The sequence below is a fragment of the Luteitalea sp. genome, assembly GCF_022842525.1.
In the GTDB taxonomy this organism is placed as follows: domain Bacteria; phylum Acidobacteriota; class Vicinamibacteria; order Vicinamibacterales; family Vicinamibacteraceae; genus Luteitalea.
On sequence record NZ_JALHPM010000083.1, the window covers coordinates 1 to 17,663 of the forward strand.

Here is a 17,663-nt window from a genome sequence, read left to right on the forward strand (position 1 = left end):
CTGTCGAGCGCGCGGCCCGACGGCAGCTTCGTCGCGCCGCGCAGCAGGTCGATGCGCAGGCGGGGCGACGAGGAGGCGAGCTGCCACGCCGGCGCAGCATCATCGTCGATCTGCATCAGCGCGAGGAATGCGCCCTCGCGCACGCTGTCGTTGCGTCCGGAACGGGCGAGGCGCTCGACCGCACGCCGCTCAGGTGCGAGCTGCGCTGGTGAAAGCGTGCCCAGCACCTGCATCAGATCCGCCGAGGCCGGCGCACTGCCCGGCGTGCCGTCCATGCGATCGATGGCGGCGATGATCTCGTGCAGCAGCGTGGTGCCGTTCTGCGCCGCCAGCGCGTCGAGCGCCTCGCGGCGGGCCGCCGGGGTCACACCAGCCCGCGACAGCAGGGCCTGGTAGACCGGCGTACTCCGCTTCACGCGAATCAGGTCGGCCGGGGGGAGGCGGTCCAGCACGAAGGCCAGACCGGCCGCGTTGTCGGTCGCAAAGGGGCCCCCGGTCGTGAGCACGGGCTTCCACACCCGCTCCAGCGTGCTCATCGTCGAGTCGAGCACATAGGAGAGGTAGTAATCCATCGGATGGGCGAGGATCTGCAGCGCCGTGTTGGCCGCCTCGGCCGTCGGCACGAAGCTGAGGGCGCGAACCGCTTCGAGACGCACCCGTGGCTCGGCGTCGTTGACGGCCGTCGCCAGCAGCGCCATGCCGCCATCGACACGATCGAACCAGTGCTGCAGGACGCGGACGGCCGCGGCGCGCGCACGGAACTCCTTCGCCGCGAGCAGCTGTCGCAGCAGTGGCTGGTTGACGCGGTCGTTGTGCTCGTGGACCCAGAGCGCCTCGAGCAGGTGGTGCTCGTAGTCGGCATGTGCGGGATCCAGGGTCGCGACCCACTGCTCGACCGCGGCGATGACCTGGTCGGTGGGCCATTCGCGCAGCGCGAGGCGGGCGCGGTAGCGGGTGCGGTCCTCGTAGGCCTTCAGCAGGTCGAGCTGCTGGGCGATCGTGGCCCCGTGAATCTTCGGCGGCGTCGCCAGCGGACGCCCCTTGGCCGTGATGCGCCACACGCGGCCACGCGACTTGTCGCGCCTGGCGTCGCGAATCGAGTACTGCATGTGCCCGATCAGCGGGTTGAACCAGTCGATGACGTACAGCGCGCCGTCGGGACCGAACTCCATGCCGACGGGACGGAAGTTCGGATCGGTGGACTGCAGCAGCGGCTCGACCTCGACGCCGACGAAGCCCGATCCCTCCTCCACCGTCTTGTACTGCTTGATGCCGAGAAAGCCGATGACGTTGTTGTAGAGGAAGTTGCCCTGCGCGGACTCGGGGAAGTGCCGACTGGTGACGAACTCGCTGCCGCTCGTCGGCCGCACGCGCGTCAGCGTCCACTCCTGCATCGACTTCTGCTTGTTCGGGTAGTCGACATGCCCGGAGAACGCCGTGCCCCAGTAGTTGTAGCCGTTGGAGGCGTCGGAGATGAAGTTCTGCCCCCACCGGTCGATGACGTGCCCCCACGGATTGGCGAAGGGGTACGACACGAAGACGTCGAGCTTCTCGGTGCGCGGCTCGTAGCGCCACACGCCGGCGTAGGCGAGACGACGCGGGCCGTAGGGCGTCTCGACCTGCGAGTGCAGGAACGTCCCTTCCTGGAAGTACAGCGCGCCATCCGGGCCCCATTGCCAGGCGTGGATCGAATGGTGACTGTCTTCGGTGCCGAAGCCATGCAGGAGGATGCGGCGCTCGTCGGCCTTGCCGTCGCCGTTGGTGTCCTTCATGAACATCAGGTTCGGCTGCTGCGCGATGTAGACGCCGCCGTCCCCGAGCGCGAAGCCCGTCGGGATGTAGAGCTGATCGGCGAAGACGGTGCTCTTGTCGGCGCGGCCATCGCCGTTGGTGTCCTCGAGCACGATCAGCTTGTCGTTCGGCTTCTCGTCGGGCAGCACGTGCGGGTACGTCGGCGAGGTCAGCACCCACAGTCGCCCGCGGGTGTCGAAGGTCATCGCCAGCGGCTTCCGGAGGTCGGGGAACTCGACCTCGGACGCGAAGAGGTTGATCGCGTACCCCTCCGCGATCTTCATGCGCTCGAGCGCGACCTTCGGGTCCTGCGAGGCGAGATCGAGTGCCGCGCCCCGGTTCGGCTCCTGTCGGTCCGCCACCTGCGCGCCGAGGGGCGTCGCCATGACCACACACGACATCAGCACGGCGAGGATGCGGGCGGACATCAGCGGACTCCCTGCTGGTCTGGCGAGATGGCCGATCCGACGGGGCGCGCCGGTCTGGCGGCCGGTCGCGGCCACACGGTGCGCGCCTGCTTCCAGATCTTCTTCTCCTGCGCCGCGACGAGCTCGTCGAGCCGCTTCATCTCGGGCGGGAAGTTGACCGAGCCGAACGGGTCGAGCCGGCGCCCGACGACGTACTCGGCGTTGAGGGGCCGGAAACGCAGGAAGAAGAGCCGGTTCTTCTCGTGGATCAGGGCCCGCAGGTCGGTGTAGCTCTTCGATCCGGCCGGCAGTTCCTCCGGCGCCAGGCCGAGGGCCGTCAGCAGGACGACGGCGAAGACCTTGTCGCCGTCCTCGTTGAGGTGCATGCCGTTGATCGTGAGTGGCACCTTCGCCGTCGCCATCGCCTCACGCGTCGGCGTGAACACGTCGGCAAACGGCACCCCGAGGCGCGTCGTCACACGCCGCATCGCCTCGGTGTAGCGTTCCAGCTCACGATTGCGGGCCTCGACGTCCACGTGCACCAGCCGCGCGAGCTTCTCGTGCGCGATCGGCGACACGAACGCCAGGCGGGGCGCCTCGGTGCCGTTGTACGTCGCGGCCCGATGCCGCGTGATGTAGGCCTCGAGGTCCTGCTCGAACTGCGGCAGACCCGCCTCGCCGTCGAACGACTCGTTGGCCCCGAAGAACGCCAGGATGACGTCGGCCTTCTGCGCCGTCAGGTGCGTGGTGTCGTCCCCGAAGTTCAACGGCCGCGGCTGCAGCGTCAGCGTGTCGCCACTCCGCGCCAGGTTGCGCAGGGACAGCTCGAGCTGCGGATACAGCGCCAGCAGCGTCGTCTCGAAGTGGTTGAAGTACTGCTGGCGGTCGGCCAGCGTGTTGCCGACCAGCATCACGCGGTCGTTGGGCCGGAGTTCGAGGCGGGGCACCGATTCGGTGGGCTGCGCCGTCGCCGTGCCCGCGAACAGGGCGGCACAGGCCAGCAGCGTCAGCACCCGGAGCATGGGGGTGGAGGGCATGGTCGACATCGTGATCTGTCGCGACTGTAGCCGCTTCGGTCCCCGTCGGGCAAGGCGCGGGTCGCTCGACACGCCTAGCCGTGCTTTCGCACCAGCGACGCCAGCACGTCCAGCGCGAAGGCCAGGAATGGCGGTGCGTCGATGACATGGCACCGGGCCTGCCCGATCCGGCCACCGACGTTCTCCGTGTCGGCGAGGTAGGCGTCGGTGATGCGTCGGAACACATCCTCCGGCCACGCGCTGTGCGCCGGCTCGGACGTGTCGAACTCCTCGCAGGGCGTCCACACGCGCTGCCCGTCCACCAACCTCGGCACCATGTACCGGACGATGCGCTTGCCGGGCACGTCGACGAGATGCTCGGCATGATGCAGGAAGGTGACCTGGTCGTGGTCGCTGCCGAGCAGCAGGATGCGACCGCCGAGCGCCGCGAAGCGGGCCAAAGGCGTGTCGGCGCCGTAGGCGTACGTCCAGGCCTGGGGCGCGAACAGGGCGTCGGCGTGCGGGCCGCGGCAGATGAAGCGCACCACATGGTCGTTGGCGACCGTGCCCGGCCAGGTGCGCAGCAGTTCAACGAGCGCGCCGTTGTCGCGCGCCGATCGCGCCGTCGCGGCGTCGAAGGCCGGCAACGTCTCGCGCAGCTCGGCCTCGAACGCGGGTGCGTGGTCGCCTCGCCCGACCTCGTCGTAGTACGCCGGGCACGACGCGTACATGAAGATCGACCCGCGGTCACCCACGGCGTCCTTCAGGGCCAGGTGGATCTGATCGGGGCCGCCCGCCACCGGCCCGACCGCCCGCACCGAGGCGTGGACCATCAGCAGATCACCCTCGCGGATACCGAGCGCACGAGCGTCGCGAGCGAGTTGATCACGGCAATGCATGCGATGGGCCCGTGCTGCGTTCGGCGTCCTATTCCTCGGTCTTCCAGTGGATCGACGCAAACGGGATGGTCTCGGTTCGCTGCCCCGCCAGGTGCTTGACGATCTGCTGGGCGTGGAAGCGGCCGTTCTCGATGAACCAGCGGTTGGTCTTCATCCCGCCGCACACCGTGCCCGCCAGGAACAGCCCCGGCCGCTCGCTCTCGAACGTCGTCTCGTCGAAGATCGGCGTCCTGAAGCCATCGTCTGCGAACGTCAGGCCGAGCGAGGCCAGGAAGGCGAAGTCCGGCTGATACCCGGTCATGGCCAGCACCCAGTCGTTGGGCAGGTCCAGGGGCCCGTCGGGCGTCTGCACCAGGATCGATCGCTCGCGGATCTCGGTGACGGTTGCATCGAAGTACGCGCGGATCGACCCCTCCTTGATGCGGTTCTCGAGGTCAGGCCGGATCCAGTACTTGACGGTCTCCGACAGCGCCGGCCCGCGCACGATCATCGTGACTTGCGCGCCGTGGCGATAGCAGTCCAGCGCCGCCTTGGCCGCCGAGTTCCTGCCGCCAATCACCGCGACACGCTGCTGCACGTACGGGTAGGGCTCGCGATAGTAGTGCGTGACGTGCGGCAGGTCCTCGCCAGGCACCCCCAAGCGATTGGGCACATCGAAGAAGCCGGTGGCGACGACGACGTGGCGGGTGCGGTGGAGGCCGCGCGACGTCTCGACGCGGAAATCGCCGCGCGCGCCATGAATGGCGACAACGCGCTCGTACAGGCGCAGGTCCACCTGCTCGCGCGCCGCCACGCCGCGGTAGTACTCGACGCCCTCTTCACGGGTCGGCTTGTAGCCCTGCACCGGGAAGGGATGGCCACCGATCTCGATCAGATCGGGGGTCGAGAAGAACTCCATGCGCGCGGGGTACCCGACGATGGAGTTGACCAGGGCGCCCTTGTCGATGACGCGTGCCCGGAGTCCGGCCTGACGGGCCTCGATGGCGCAGGCCAGGCCAACGGGCCCGGCGCCGATGACCACCAGGTCGAGGACCGCATCGGGAGCATCGCTGTCAGTCGTCACCCATCCATTGTCGCAGGCAGTTGACGAGCAGTGTTCTAATTCTCCTGTGCATCCCAGCCTCGAGCAGCTTCATCGCCTGCAGGACCTCGAGCGGCAGGCGGCCGCCCTGCGCGCCGACATCGACGCCGTCGACCAGCGGCGTCGCGAGATCGAGGCGCCCGTGGTCGAGGCCCAGCAGGCCCTCGATGCGCTGACCTCCACCATCGAGGAGCGACAGACGCAGCGGCGGGCCGGCGACCGCGACGTGGCGGCAAGCCAGCAGCGGCTGACCAAGTTCCGGCAGCAGTTGATGGCCGTGACCAACAGTCGCGAGTACGAGGCGGTCCAGCACGAGATCGCGACCGTCGAAGCGGAGCTGAAGTCGCGCGAGGACCAGACCATCACGCTGCTGTTCGAGCTCGACGACCTGGCGCCGAAGGCCGAGGACGCCCGTCGCGTGCTGGCCGAGCGGAAGGACGCTGCCGGGGTCAGCCTGGCGGGCCTGGCCGACGAGACGCAGCGCCACAGGCTCGAGCTGGCGGCGCTGGACGGCAGCATCGCCGCGCTCCGCCCCACCGTGGACGCCGCGGCGCTGGCGACCTACGACCGCACGGCGAAGCGGTATCCGCGCTTCGCGGTGGCCGAGCTCAAGGGCGACCTGTGCGTCGGGTGCAACGTGAAGATTCGTCCGATGCTCGCCTCCGAGGTCCGGCGCGGCGAGAAGATCGTCCAGTGCGAGAACTGCACGCGCCTGCTGTACGTCGTCAAGCCGCCGGCGGCGGTCGCGCCACCGGCGTGAGGTCTGGCGACAGGACGTGCCGGCGTCCGGGGTAGGATCGCGGGCGATGATCACGGCGTACACGGACGGGGGCGCGCGCGGAAATCCGGGCCCCGCAGGCTACGGGGTACACATCCTCGACGCAGACGGCAACACCCTCGCCGAGCTGGTCGGCCCGCTGGGCCATGCGACCAACAACGTGGCGGAGTACTCGGGGCTGATTGCGGCCCTGCAGTGGGCCTGCGACCACGGGCACACGCGGATGCGCGTGCGGATGGACTCCGAGCTGGTGATCAAGCAGATGCGCGGCGAGTACAAGGTCAAGCACGCCGGTCTGCAGGCCCTGCATGCCGACGCGACGCGCCTCGTCGCCAGGCTGGACCGCGTGACGCTCGAGCACGTGCGCCGCGAGCAGAACAAGGTCGCCGACGGACTGTCCAATCAGGCGATGGACATGGTCGAGGGCAAGCCCCCGGCGCCGGTGAAGGCGCCGCCGCCACCGCCCGAGCCCGCCGTGCTGGCCCCACGTGCCATCGCGATTCCACGCCCGCCGCGTCCCGCGCACGCGGGCAAGGCCGCGCCAGCTGCGGCCCCCCGCTTCGACTTCGACCTCGATTGAGCTAGGCCCGGCGCCTGATGGCCGCGACCATGCGTCCGGCGGCCGCCCCGTCCACGCGGTAGGACTGCAGGACGTCGGCATGCGTCGCCGTGCAGAGTCCGGCCAGGTGGATGCGTGAGGGCGAGATACCCGCGGCGGCGAGCTGGTCGCGGGTGATCGTCCACAGGTCGAGCAGGTACGTGCCCGCGGTCTCGCGCGGCGTCCACCACGTGCCACGGTCAGCCGCCGCTGGCGACGCCGCCGAGAAGCGGTCCACCACCTCCTGCCCCACCTCGTACGCCTCGGGACCGATGCAGGGGCCTATCGCGGCCACCAGGTCGTCCGGGCGGCTGCCGAAGCGGGAAGCGAGGACCTCGACCATGCGTCCGGCCGCGCCCGCGGCGGTGCCCCGCCAGCCGGCGTGCACGGCGGCCACCGCCCCCGTGCGCCTGTCGGCGTAGAGGATCGGCACGCAATCGGCCGTACGCACCGCCAGCGCCACATCCGGACGGTCGGTGGCGAGCAGGTCGCCCTCCGGCCACGCGCCGTCGCACGGCGACACGTCGGCGGTGTGCACGGTCACGCCATGCACCTGCCGGAGTCGCCACAGCTGCGTCGACGCCACGCCCAGCCAGGCCGACAACGGCGCCCAGCCGTCACCGGCATCGGCATGCGGCACGTCGAGGCCGCGCGCGGTGAAGACGTGCAGCGCGAGAGGGCGCAGGGCCTCGCACGAGAGTGCAGGGCCCCACGGCGTATCGATCCAGGTAAACGGCGCCATCGGCGGCGGCAAGGTCACGGTCCGATCATGCAACGCCGGGAGACCGGCGCCAACCTCGGTTGACGCCCTGGCGCGGCCATCAACGCCTGACCGGCGTGGCGCCGCAGGCGCCTCATGCTTGCACAAGTAACGCGTGCGCAGTGACTTACGTGGATCATGCCGCGGCGGAGCCGTCGCTGGCAGGCCTCTTGATAAGGAAGGGCGCAGGCGGAGGAGCCCGAACCCCTGGCCCGCAAGGCGCCATCCTGGCCGACGAGTCGGCTCCGGGGCCTCCGCCATTTCCGCCGTGCCAGCGCCAGCCGCAGAGCCTGAGCGTGGGCACCGCCCGCACATCGGAGGACACGCCCATGACGGTCAAGATCGTCGCCGCCAACGAACAGGCCAGCCCCGCCGGCAAGCTGGCCGATGCCGAGCTCCACTTCGTCGAGGGAGCGCTCGACGGACTCAAGCTGATTGGATTCTCCATCTGGGAGCGGCGGTCGCCGTCGGGCCGGCGCAACGTCACGTTCCCGGCCCGCACGTACTCGGTCAACGGCGAGCGACGCAGCTATGCGCTGCTCCGTCCGATTGCCGAGTCCGAGGCCCAGGACAAGCTGCGCGATGCCATCCTCTCGGCTTACACCGAGCACGAAGCGCAGACCGCCCTCGCTCGGTGAGGCGCGCGGGCTCGTGCCGACGCGCCTAGCGCCTGGGGATATCCGTGAGTCGGGTGGTGCGAATGTGCCCGCCAGCGAGGTAGGTGGATCGATCCACGTCCACCCAGATGCGGGTCGCCACGGGGCGGCTGATTTCTGCGCGAGGGGGCCAGTTCAGCGCCAGCAGCCCATCGCGGCCGAGGCGCGCTCGAAGGGTGGCGGGCTCGGCCTCGTCGAGCACGAGGGCCAGCGGACGCCCGGCACGCGTGGCCCAGGACACGACAACGGCGAGGCCCTGCGGCGTCAGCAGGTCGACCCTCACGACGGGTCGACCGCTGTAGTACGGCGCGGAGGCGCTGTGCTGCCCGGCCAGGATCACCGTGTCGGCTGGCAGGTGGTCGCGCACGAAGCGCCCCGCGGCCAGATAGCGGTACTCGGTGGCCCTGACCGTGAAGACCGACAGCGCGCGCGCCAGCTGCAGGTTCGGCAGGGCGACGACCAGCAGGAGCGCGACAGTGACGGGGAAGGTCCACCGCGCGTGTCGGCCTGCCTGCAACCTGCCGATCCACACGGCGACACCGACGGGCGCCACGGCGAGTGCCAGCAGCACGAAGCGGAGGTAGGTCCACGAGTCGAACGGGACATACACCGCATACAGCACCAGCGTGAGGATCGCCATGGCACTCAGGGGGCGCCAGGTCGGCTGGCGCCAGCTGTGCCAGACCAGGCAGAGGCCACCGGCGGCGAGCAGCACGCGCGTGAACATGGGCACGGCTTCCCTCAGCCACGCGGCATACAGGCGAACGTTCTCGGCAACGTAGGTCGGGGAGAAGAGTTCGGACGCACGACCGTAGCCCGACTGCAGTGGCGACCCGTAGAGGGACGCCTGCACGCTGGCGACGATCAGGACGGCCACCACCGCAGCGGCGACGATGACGAGCGGAGCGCGACGAGCGACGCGCCCCGAGCCAGACAGGGACGCCTGCCACAGCACTGGCAGGACCAGTGGGGTGAGATTCGGCCGAACCAGGATGGCCACCATCGTCGCCACGGCGGCCCCCGCGCGGGCGGGCGTGGTGGGGCGAGCGGCCAGCGCCATCGCGCCGAGCCAGGCCGCCAGGGCCGGCACGTCCGACATCGGCTGCAAGGCCTGGAAGAGGAACGGCGGCAGCGTGGCGAGGCAGGTGACGACGAGCAGGGCGCCGGCGGGTCCGGCGTGTGGGACGACCAGTGCCCACGCCGCCAGCAGCGCCACCATGGCGGCCACGGCCGGCACCACGCGCACCGCCGTCGTCTCACCGCCGATCGCGAGGGCGGCGGCCTGCAGCCATGGCAGGCCAGGTGGATAGGTGGGCACCGTGGCCGTGCCCGAGGCGTCGGGGCGTGTGCCGAGGCTGGCCTGCGCCCAGGGGTCGCGGAGGTCCGGTACCTGGAGCGGGAGCGCCTGATGGAGTCGGCCCTCGCGCCAGCGCTGGGCTTGCGCCAGGTAGCCGGCCGAGTCGGCACCACCCACGTTGACGGCACCGTGGTTCGCGAGGAGCGCGCCGGACGCCCCGAGCAGGAGCAGGAGCGTCGCGATGTAGGGCGTGCGCGAGCGGGCCAGGTCGTCGAGGAGCGCGCCAGGACCGCGACTGCACCACAGCGCCGCGAGTGCGAGGACGGCCGTGGCACCGAGGAGCCGGGAGGCGTGCGAGATGGACAACCCGATGGCCGGCACCGCAAGAGGCCCGATCGCAAGGACCAGGGACGCGATGACCAGCGCGCACCACGCCAGCACGGCGAGCGGCAGGGCCAGGCGACGCGGCGCGGTCACGGGCCCGTGGTCCGGCTCAGGACAGGACGGGCAGGAGCTTGGCGTTCTCCTGCTGGCGCTTCGGCGGCAGCGTCCACTCGGCGCGCGTCGACTTGTCGAGTTCGCTGCGGAAGAACGACTGCTTCATGCCGCCGTCGATGACGTCCCACGGCAGGTAGGCGTCGGTGCTGCGGTCCCTGAAGATGTAGAAGTCGGCGTTCACGCCGGTCACCTCGACCGCCTCGCGCCAGTTGCCGCCGTTGCGCTCCACCATGTCGATGGCCGGCGCGACGCGACGATCACCGAGCGACATCAGCGCCTGGTAGAAGGAATGCCGCTCGGACTTGACCGTGAAGTACACGTTGTCGAGGTCGGCCACCAGCTTCTTGAGCCGCTTCGCCTTCTTGTCCGTGATGGCCGGGTCTTCCATGGGCATCCACTGGAAGGCCGTCCCGGGTTTCGGAATCAGCGGGTTGACGCTGGCGACAATCCGGCCGATGCGCCCGCGAGTGCGGCCGTGGTGCAGCATGATGCCGCGCAGCTGCGCGGTCAGGTCCCGCATCGCCACCAGGTCTTCGTCGGTCTCGGTGGGCAAGCCGATCATGAAGTAGAGCTTGAGGTTCTCGACGCCGTTGGCAAACAGCAGGTTCGCCTTGTCGAGAATCTCCTCGTTCGTGAACGTCTTGTTGATCACGCGTCGCAGCCGATCGGATCCGGCCTCGGGCGCGATGGTCACGCCGCGCTCGCCGCTGGTCACGAGGCGACGCACGATCGACTCGTTGAGGTCGTCGAGCCGCAGCGACGCCGGGCTGATCGAGTAGCCCATGCCGGCCATGCGCTCGAGGATGACCTCGATGTCGGGGTGATCGCACAGGGCGATCGACACCAGCCCGACACGATTGGCGTGCGCCCGTGCCTTCTCGGCCAGCGCGAGGATGCGGCCGGTGTCGAAGGCCCGCACCGGCAGGTAGTTGTAGCCCGCCCAGCAGAATCGGCACAGGTTGGCGCAGCCGCGCACCACCTCGATCAGGAAGCGCGATCCGAACTCGGTGTCCGGCGTGAAGATCTGGGTGTGGGGCGGGTCGAGGAGGTCGGTGGTCCGCACGGCGGCCTTGCGGACGGGCGCCGGCCCCCCGCGCGCCGGGTCCCCGATCATCCCGCGCAGCGTGCCGTCGGGTGCGTAGTCCGGTGTCCAGGCCGACGGCACGTAGAACCCGCGATCCTGGCCAAGCGCCTGCAGCAGCGATTCGCGCCCCGTCGCCTCGCGGATGCGCTGCACCAGCGTCGGCACGAGTTCTTCACCTTCGCCTGCCGCGATCACGTCGGCGAACAGCGCGAGCGGTTCCGGGTTCACGAACGTCACGGCGCCGCCGAGCACCACGAGTGGATCGCGCCCGGCCTGGCGCTCGGCCGCGTAGATCGGCAGGCCGGCCAGCCGCAGCAGGGTCAGGACGTTCGGGTAGTCCCACTCGAACGACACCGACAGGGCGAAGACGTCGAATTCCTTCACGGGCGTCTGCGACTCGATGGTCAGCAGCTTGAGCCCGGCCGCGCGCTGGTCCTGCAGTTCCTGCCGGGGTGGCAGGAACACGCGCTCGCAGACGACATCCTCCATCTCGTTGAAGAGACGGTAGACGGTCTGGAAGCCCAGGTTGGACATCCCGATGTGGTACGTGTTCGGGAAGGCGAGCGCCACGCGCAGCCGCTGCCCGTGCGGCTTCACGATGGCGCCGGCTTCACGAGCCAGCGTGGCCCTGGCCCGATCGCGGAGGTCTTGCGCTTTCATGGGAGCATCCCGCGCGCCATGGCCCGGGGTGGGCCCCGGCGCGAGGGGGATCCTTGACGATAGCACGCAGGGCCGGGCCCTGCCCTGAGCCTCGAGCCCTGCCCTGTGAGCCTTGAGCCCTAGCCCTGAGCCCTATTCGTGCCTGCGCCCCTTCAGGAACGCCGGCATGTTCAGCCCCGAGGCGTCGTCGGTACCCGTGGCCAGATGCTCATCCAGGGAGAAGACGGGCTCCGGAATCTCGAGCGGAGGCCGGCGACCGACACTGGGGGACGCGACCTTGGGCACCTGGACGGCCGGGGGCTGCCAGACGGCGTCGCGCTGGTAGTGGTTGAGATCGGCCGGCGTCCGGTTGTCCGATCCTCGCGGCAGGGCGTCGGGGGTGTCGAAGCCGGTGGCGATGACGGTGATCTTGATGGTGCCGGCCATGGTCGGATCCACGACGGCGCCGAAGATGATGTTGGCGTCTTCGTGCGCGGCTTCCTGGATGATGCTCGACGCCTCGCTGACCTCGGTGAGCGAGATGTCCGTGCCGCCGGTGACGTTGATGATCACGCCGCGGGCGCCGCGCACCGAGGCATCCTCGAGCAGCGGGCTCGAGATGGCGCGGTTGGCGGCCTCGATGGCCCGGTTCTCGCCGTCGGCGACGCCGGTGCCCATGATCGCGAGGCCCATGTGCGACATGATCGTCTTGACGTCGGCGAAGTCGAGGTTGATCAGCCCTGGCACCAGGATGAGGTCCGAGATGCCCTGGATGGCCTGACGCAGGATGTCGTCGGCGGCGGCAAAGGCCTCCGGCAGCGGCGTGCGGCGGTCGATGGTGGCGAGCAGTCGCTCGTTGGGAATCGTGATCACCGTGTCGACGCAGTCGCGCAGTTCGGCGAGGCCGCGCTCGGCCTGCGAGGCGCGGCGCTTGCCCTCGAACTTGAACGGCTTGGTCACGACGGCGATGGTCAGCGCCCCGAGTTCGGTGGCCAGCGCCGCGATCACCGGCGCCGCGCCGGTGCCGGTGCCGCCGCCGAGGCCGGTCGTCACGAACACCATGTCCGCCCCGTCGAGCACCTCGATCAGCTTGTCGGTGTCCTCGAGCGCGGCGTTGCGCCCGACGTTGGGGTCGGCGCCGGCGCCGAGGCCCTTGGTCAGCTTGCCGCCGATCTGGATCTTGGTCGAGGCCGGACTCTGCTGCAGCGCCTGCAGGTCCGTGTTGGCCACGACGAACTCGACGCCGCTGAGTCCGGATCGCACCATGCGGTTGACGGCGTTGCTGCCGCCCCCACCCACGCCGACCACCTTGATGCGGGCGCCCGCCCGCACTTCGGTGTCCAGCGTCAGGCGCAGCGCCTGTTCGTCCGTGAAGATGGCGCCTCGTCGACGGCCGTTCCCGTCCAGTTCATTGATGTGCATGCGTCCCCCGTCCCCTTGCCCGACCGTCATCGCCCGATGAAGAAATTGTTGAACATGGAGCTCACGGCCTCGAGCACGCGTCGCCAGCCGTTGCTGGGCGCGTGCGCCGGAGGCCGATTCCGGCTCGCGTACATGACGGCACCGACGGCCGTCGCATAGATGGGGCTGCTGGCCTGGTCGCCGAGCCCGTTGGCGCCGGCCGGCACGCCACGGCGCACCGGCAGGTCGAAGATCTGCTCGGCGATCTCGGCCATGCCGTCGAGGGCCGCGCCGCCGCCGGTGAGCACGATGCCCGAGTGCAACGAGTTGCTGCAGCCGGCCTTGTCGATCTCGTCCCACAGCATGTGGAAGACCTGCTCGGCCCGCGGCTGGAGAATCTGCGAGAGGATGCGCCGCGACATCACGCGCGGCCGGCGGCCACCGACGCTGGCCACCTCCATCGTCTCGTCCTCGCCGACCATCGAGTTGAGCGCGCACCCGCAGCGGCGCTTCAGCTTCTCGGCATCCGGCACCGGCGTGCGCAGGCCGACGGCGATGTCGTTGGTGAAGTGGTCGCCACCGATGGCGACGACGCCGGTGTGCCACAGGCTGCCGCGCTCGAAGATCGCGAAGTCGGTCGTGCCACCGCCGATGTCCACGACCGCGACGCCGAGCTCGCGCTCGTCCGGCGTCAACACCGCCTCGGCGGCCGCGATCTGTTCCAGCACCGTGTCGACGACGGTCACGCCGGCGCGGTTGACGCAGGCGATGAGGTTCTGCATCGACGCCGCCCCGCCGGTGACGATGTGGACGTTGACGTCCAGTCGCGACCCGGTCATGCCGACCGGGTCGGCGATGCCCTCCTCGTCGTCCACCGCGAAGTCCTGCGGCAGCACGTGGAGGATCTCGCGGCCGCTGGGCAGCGCGAACGCCTTGGCGGCGTCGATGGCCCGCCGGACGTCCTCGCGGGTGATCTCGCGCGTCTTGCCCGAGACGGCGACGACACCGCGGCTGTTGAAGCCCTTGATGTGCGCGCCCGACAGCGTCAGGTAGACGGAGTCGATCTCGATGCCGGCCGTCAGCTCCGCCTCCTCGATCGCCCGCTTGATCGATTCGACCGCTTCCTCGAGGTTGACCACCGCCCCCCGCCGGATGCCCTTGGCGTCGGCCGTCCCAATCCCGATGATCTCGACCCCGCCGTCGTCGGTGACCTCACCGACGATCGCGGCGACCTTGGTGGTGCCGACATCGAGCCCCACCAGGTAGCGTTCATTTCGAGCCACGGTGCCCTCCCACGGGTCGTCCCATCACGTCACTGCTGCCCATCGACATCCTCTGGCTCCGCCAGCGCTTCCTCCACGGTCTCCTCCGACGGGACCTGTGGCATCGACGCGAAAGTCACCCCCGCCTTGCGGGGGCGCACGTACACGCGGTTCTCGAACCGCAAATCCACCGACTCGACCTGGTCGACCATCCGGACCAGGCGTTCCTTCATGTCGAGGTACGCCAGGACGCGCTCACCGAAGTCGGCGTGCCCCAGCTGCAGCACCGCCGGGTCGTCCATCAGCAGCACCGTCACGTTGCGCAGGTGGCGCACGTCGATCTGCGAGATGCGCCCCAGCAGGTTGGCGGCGCGCAGCGAGGCCAGCGCCTCTGCCACCAGGGCGACGTGTGCGTCATCGGGCGGGGCCGGCTTGCCGTCGCGCTCCATCAGGCCCTCGACGATGGGCAGGTCCAGTGACCGGTAGCGCGGACCGAACTCGTCGACCACGGTGCCGAGTTCGTCGATGAGCAGGAGCGTGTCGCCCGACCGCGCCACGGCCATCGGCACCCGCTCGGCGATGCGCACCTCGATCGTCCCCGGCAGGGCGCGGCGCAGCGTCGCCTCTCGCACCCACGGAGACGACAGCAGCCGATCGCGCCACGGCTCGAGCGGTGTGGTGACGATGTTGCGTCCCTTGAGTCCGTCGAGCAGCGCCTCGATCTCGCCTTCCGACAGCCGCGAGTTGCCGATCGCCTTGAGCTCGACGACGGCGAAGGCCGCACCGGTGGTCATGACGTCCTGGACGTACCAGCCCGATCCGAGCAACGCCAGCGAGATGGCCGCCAGCCGCAGGGTGCTGCGCAGGCGCGGTCGCCACGATCGGGACGCACGGAGGCCGCCCGCGCGGGCCCGCAACAGGCGAGGGTCGCGCGTGGTCGCGGGTGGCACCCGTCGAGCACCGGCAGGTCGTGGTGGCATCAGCCGCGCGCCTCCAACGCCTGCAGCACCTGCGGCCCCAGACTCCCGACCGAGCCGGCGCCGAGGGTCACGATGACATCGCCGCGCGCGGCCACGGCCGCGACGGCGGCCGGCGCCTCGGCGAGCCCGTCGATCAGCTGCACCGGCGCACCGCCGTGCCGCACGATCGCGTCGCCGAGCACCGCGGAGGTCACGCCCGGCAGCGGGTCCTCGCTGGCCGCGTAGATGGGCAGCAGGCAGACCTGGTCGGCGGTGGCCAGCACCGCCGCGAACTCGTCGAGGAGTCCGGCCGTGCGCGTGTAGCGATGCGGCTGGAACAGCAGCACCAGGCGGCGCGGCCACGCTTCGCGACACGCGGCGATGACCGCGGCGATCTCCGTCGGATGGTGCCCGTAGTCGTCGACGACGAGGACGCCGGCCCTCTCGCCCATCACCTGCAGACGTCGCTCGGCACCGCGGAACTCCGCCAGCCCCGCCGCGATGCGGTCGAACGACAGGCCGAGTTCCAGTCCGACGCCGACGGCCGCCAGCGCATTGCGCAGGTTGTGTCGGCCCGGGACGTGCAGCACCAGCGTGCCGAGGCACTCCGGAGGGCCATCGCCGTGCGCCGGGCGGCGCCACACCTCGCAGCGCGAGGTGCCCTGCGCCGACACGATCGCCCTCGCCACGAGCATCGCGTCGTCGCGGTCGGTGGCGTAGGTGACCACGCGCCGCGTCATCCGCGGCACGAGGCCGGCCAGCACCGGGTCGTCGACGCCGACCACGACCGTGCCATCGAAGGGCACCTTGTTGGCGAAGGCGACGAAGGCCTCGAGTGCCGCTTCGAAGGTGCCGTAGTGATCGAGGTGCTCGCGATCGACGTTGGTGATGACGCTGATCACCGGTGACAGCTTCAGGAACGACCCGTCGCTCTCGTCGGCCTCGGCCACGATGACGTCGCCCTGGCCCAGCCGGGCGTTGCTGCCGAAGGCGCTGAGGCGCCCGCCGATGACGGCGGTCGGGTCGAGTCCGGCGCGTTCGAGCATCAGCGCGACCATCGACGTGGTGGTGGTCTTGCCGTGCGCGCCACCGATGGCGATGCCGATGCGCCGCAAGCGCATCAGCTCGGCCAGCATCTCGGCCCTGGCGATGACGGGCACACCGCAGCGGCGGGCCTCGACGATCTCGGGGTTGTCCTGCCGCGCCGCCGACGTGACGACCACGACGTCGGCATCGCCGATGTGCTCGGCGGCGTGTCCTTCGGCGACGCGCACGCCCATCCCGGCCAGACGGCGCGTGATGTCGGTGCTGCGGGCGTCCGAGCCGCTGACCCGGTAGCCGAGATTCACCAGCAGTTCGGCGATGCCGCTCATGCCGATGCCGCCGATGCCGACGAAGTGGACGTGACGCATCGTCTCGCCCATGTCAGTGCGCCCCCTGCATCAGCGTCTCGGCGCGCGCCGCGATGACGTCGGCGGCGTCCGGGCGCGCCAGGCCGCGGGCCCGGGTCGCCATCGTCAGTCGCCGGTCGTCGTCGGTCAGCAGGGCCGTGAGCTCGGCGCCGAGGCGCTCGCCGGTCAGATCCTTCTCGTCGAGCATGACGGCCGCGCCTGCCGCCTCGATGGTGCGGGCGTTGGCGCGCTGGTGATCGTCGGTGGCCAGCGGGAACGGAATCAGGATGCCGACACGACCGGCAGCCGTCAGCTCGGCGAGCGTCGTCGCGCCGGCGCGGCAGACCACGACGTCCGCCTCGGCCATCTGGTGCGGCATGTCGGCGATGAAGGCGCGGACGTCGGCGACGATGCCGGCCGCGGCGTACCCGGCCTTCACCGCTTCGAGGTCGCGCTCTCCCGTCTGGTGCACGATCGCACACGGGCCCGGTATGTCACGTACGTGCGTCGCTGCCGCCACCATCGCCTGATTGATCGCGTGTGCACCCTGTGAGCCTCCGAAGACGAGAATCCGCCGTTCCGTCACCGTGGCCGGCCGCGGTCCGATCGAGAGGAACGCCTCCCGGACCGGATTGCCGGACACGAACCCGTGGCCATGGAAGTAGCGCAGAGACGACTCGTAGGTGACGCCGGCGCCGTCGACCAGGCGGGCCAGCCAGCGGTTGGTCAGGCCGGGGGTCGCGTTCTGCTCGAGCAGGAGCGTGGGGATGCTGCGGGCCGCGGCGATCGCGAGGACGGGCCCGGAGCTGTAGCCGCCGACACCGATGACGAGATCGGGACGACGGCGCGACAGCGTCTGCCACGCGTCGAGCGCACTCAACGGCAGCAGGCCGACGCCGCGGGCGACGGCACCGGCGCTCTTGCCCTTCAATCCCGCGCTCCGGATCAGGTCCAGCTCGAAACCCTCCTGCGGCACGATGCGTGCCTCGATGCCCCGCGCGGTGCCGACGAAGGTCACCACCGTGCGGGGATCCCGCTTCTTCAGGGCATGCGCGACGGCGATGCCGGGGTACAGGTGTCCCCCCGTGCCGCCACCGGCAATCACCACATGACGTGGTCGCGAGCTGTCGGTGCGCGCGTCCACGT

The 17,663-nt window shown here is 70.3% G+C and carries 15 protein-coding genes; 3 read left to right on the forward strand and 12 right to left on the reverse strand.

Translation table 11 applies throughout. From position 1 onward, the window contains the following. From Q0C41_RS16730 to Q0C41_RS16745, 4 genes are all read right to left on the reverse strand, one after another. A partial coding sequence (locus Q0C41_RS16730; protein ID WP_291985448.1) for a PVC-type heme-binding CxxCH protein occupies positions 1-2,219 on the reverse strand: 2,219 nt, incomplete at its 3' end. Further along, positions 2,219-3,235: an SGNH/GDSL hydrolase family protein gene (locus Q0C41_RS16735; RefSeq protein ID WP_291985449.1), complete on the reverse strand. Its 1,017-nt coding sequence runs from the start codon at positions 3,233-3,235 to the stop codon at positions 2,219-2,221. The genes Q0C41_RS16730 and Q0C41_RS16735, both read right to left, overlap by 1 nt. Before the next feature lie 74 nt (positions 3,236-3,309). After that, entirely contained in the window at positions 3,310-4,113 is an 804-nt protein-coding gene (locus tag Q0C41_RS16740) for an aminoglycoside N(3)-acetyltransferase (RefSeq protein WP_291985451.1), read from the reverse strand. A gap of 28 nt (positions 4,114-4,141) precedes the next feature. Continuing rightward, a complete protein-coding gene (locus Q0C41_RS16745) occupies positions 4,142-5,176 on the reverse strand; it encodes a YpdA family putative bacillithiol disulfide reductase (protein WP_291985453.1) in 1,035 nt (344 codons plus the stop codon). 46 nt (positions 5,177-5,222) lie between these two features. Here Q0C41_RS16745 and Q0C41_RS16750 point away from each other — a divergent pair, with 46 nt between their 5' ends. Together Q0C41_RS16750 and Q0C41_RS16755 are read left to right on the forward strand one after the other, a co-directional pair. Next, a complete protein-coding gene (locus tag Q0C41_RS16750) occupies positions 5,223-5,954 on the forward strand; it encodes a C4-type zinc ribbon domain-containing protein (RefSeq protein WP_291985455.1) in 732 nt (243 codons plus the stop codon). Positions 5,955-6,000: 46 nt separating this feature from the next. Continuing rightward, positions 6,001-6,552: a ribonuclease HI family protein gene (locus Q0C41_RS16755; RefSeq protein ID WP_291985457.1), complete on the forward strand. Its 552-nt coding sequence runs from the start codon at positions 6,001-6,003 to the stop codon at positions 6,550-6,552. Between the two features lies 1 nt (position 6,553). Here Q0C41_RS16755 and pgeF read toward each other — a convergent pair whose 3' ends face one another. After that, complete coding sequence (pgeF, locus tag Q0C41_RS16760) at positions 6,554-7,330, reverse strand: peptidoglycan editing factor PgeF (RefSeq protein WP_291985459.1); 777 nt, start codon at positions 7,328-7,330, stop codon at positions 6,554-6,556. Positions 7,331-7,659: 329 nt separating this feature from the next. On the opposite strand from pgeF, the gene Q0C41_RS16765 reads away from it, so the two are divergent. After that, on the forward strand, positions 7,660-7,968 hold the full coding sequence (locus Q0C41_RS16765; protein WP_291985461.1) for a hypothetical protein: 309 nt from the start codon (positions 7,660-7,662) through the stop codon (positions 7,966-7,968). Positions 7,969-7,993: 25 nt separating this feature from the next. Here the strand turns inward: Q0C41_RS16765 and Q0C41_RS16770 are convergent, their stop codons facing one another. The 7 genes from Q0C41_RS16770 to murG all read right to left on the reverse strand — a co-directional run bounded on the left by Q0C41_RS16770 (position 7,994) and on the right by murG (position 17,661). Continuing rightward, complete coding sequence (locus tag Q0C41_RS16770; RefSeq protein WP_291985463.1) at positions 7,994-9,760, reverse strand: glycosyltransferase family 39 protein; 1,767 nt, start codon at positions 9,758-9,760, stop codon at positions 7,994-7,996. Positions 9,761-9,776: 16 nt separating this feature from the next. Next, positions 9,777-11,525, reverse strand: a complete 1,749-nt coding sequence (locus tag Q0C41_RS16775) for a radical SAM protein (RefSeq protein ID WP_291985465.1) — start codon at positions 11,523-11,525, stop codon at positions 9,777-9,779. A gap of 132 nt (positions 11,526-11,657) precedes the next feature. After that, positions 11,658-12,926, reverse strand: a complete 1,269-nt coding sequence (gene ftsZ, locus Q0C41_RS16780) for a cell division protein FtsZ (protein WP_291985467.1) — start codon at positions 12,924-12,926, stop codon at positions 11,658-11,660. A 26-nt stretch (positions 12,927-12,952) separates the two neighbouring features. Next, a complete protein-coding gene (ftsA, locus tag Q0C41_RS16785; protein ID WP_291985469.1) occupies positions 12,953-14,188 on the reverse strand; it encodes a cell division protein FtsA in 1,236 nt (411 codons plus the stop codon). Positions 14,189-14,217: 29 nt separating this feature from the next. Further along, positions 14,218-15,147, reverse strand: a complete 930-nt coding sequence (locus tag Q0C41_RS16790; RefSeq protein WP_291985471.1) for an FtsQ-type POTRA domain-containing protein — start codon at positions 15,145-15,147, stop codon at positions 14,218-14,220. Next, the gene (gene murC, locus Q0C41_RS16795; RefSeq protein WP_291985473.1) at positions 15,147-16,550 is read right to left on the reverse strand and encodes a UDP-N-acetylmuramate--L-alanine ligase; all 1,404 of its coding nucleotides are present in this window, start codon (positions 16,548-16,550) and stop codon (positions 15,147-15,149) included. The genes Q0C41_RS16790 and murC overlap by 1 nt, the downstream gene beginning before the upstream one ends. Position 16,551: 1 nt before the next feature. Continuing rightward, complete coding sequence (gene murG / locus Q0C41_RS16800) at positions 16,552-17,661, reverse strand: undecaprenyldiphospho-muramoylpentapeptide beta-N-acetylglucosaminyltransferase (protein WP_291985475.1); 1,110 nt, start codon at positions 17,659-17,661, stop codon at positions 16,552-16,554. Positions 17,662-17,663: the final 2 nt, after the last annotated feature.

Coding starts and splice junctions, on each gene's coding strand:
- Q0C41_RS16735 (WP_291985449.1), bottom strand. CDS start 3,235: ATGCCCTCCACCCCCATGCTCCGGGTGCTGACGCTGCTGGCCTGTGCC.
- Q0C41_RS16740 (WP_291985451.1), bottom strand. CDS start 4,113: ATGCATTGCCGTGATCAACTCGCTCGCGACGCTCGTGCGCTCGGTATC.
- Q0C41_RS16755 (WP_291985457.1), top strand. CDS start 6,001: ATGATCACGGCGTACACGGACGGGGGCGCGCGCGGAAATCCGGGCCCC.
- Q0C41_RS16765 (WP_291985461.1), top strand. CDS start 7,660: ATGACGGTCAAGATCGTCGCCGCCAACGAACAGGCCAGCCCCGCCGGC.
- Q0C41_RS16775 (WP_291985465.1), bottom strand. CDS start 11,525: ATGAAAGCGCAAGACCTCCGCGATCGGGCCAGGGCCACGCTGGCTCGT.
- ftsZ (WP_291985467.1), bottom strand. CDS start 12,926: ATGCACATCAATGAACTGGACGGGAACGGCCGTCGACGAGGCGCCATC.
- Q0C41_RS16790 (WP_291985471.1), bottom strand. CDS start 15,147: ATGCCACCACGACCTGCCGGTGCTCGACGGGTGCCACCCGCGACCACG.
- murC (WP_291985473.1), bottom strand. CDS start 16,550: ATGGGCGAGACGATGCGTCACGTCCACTTCGTCGGCATCGGCGGCATC.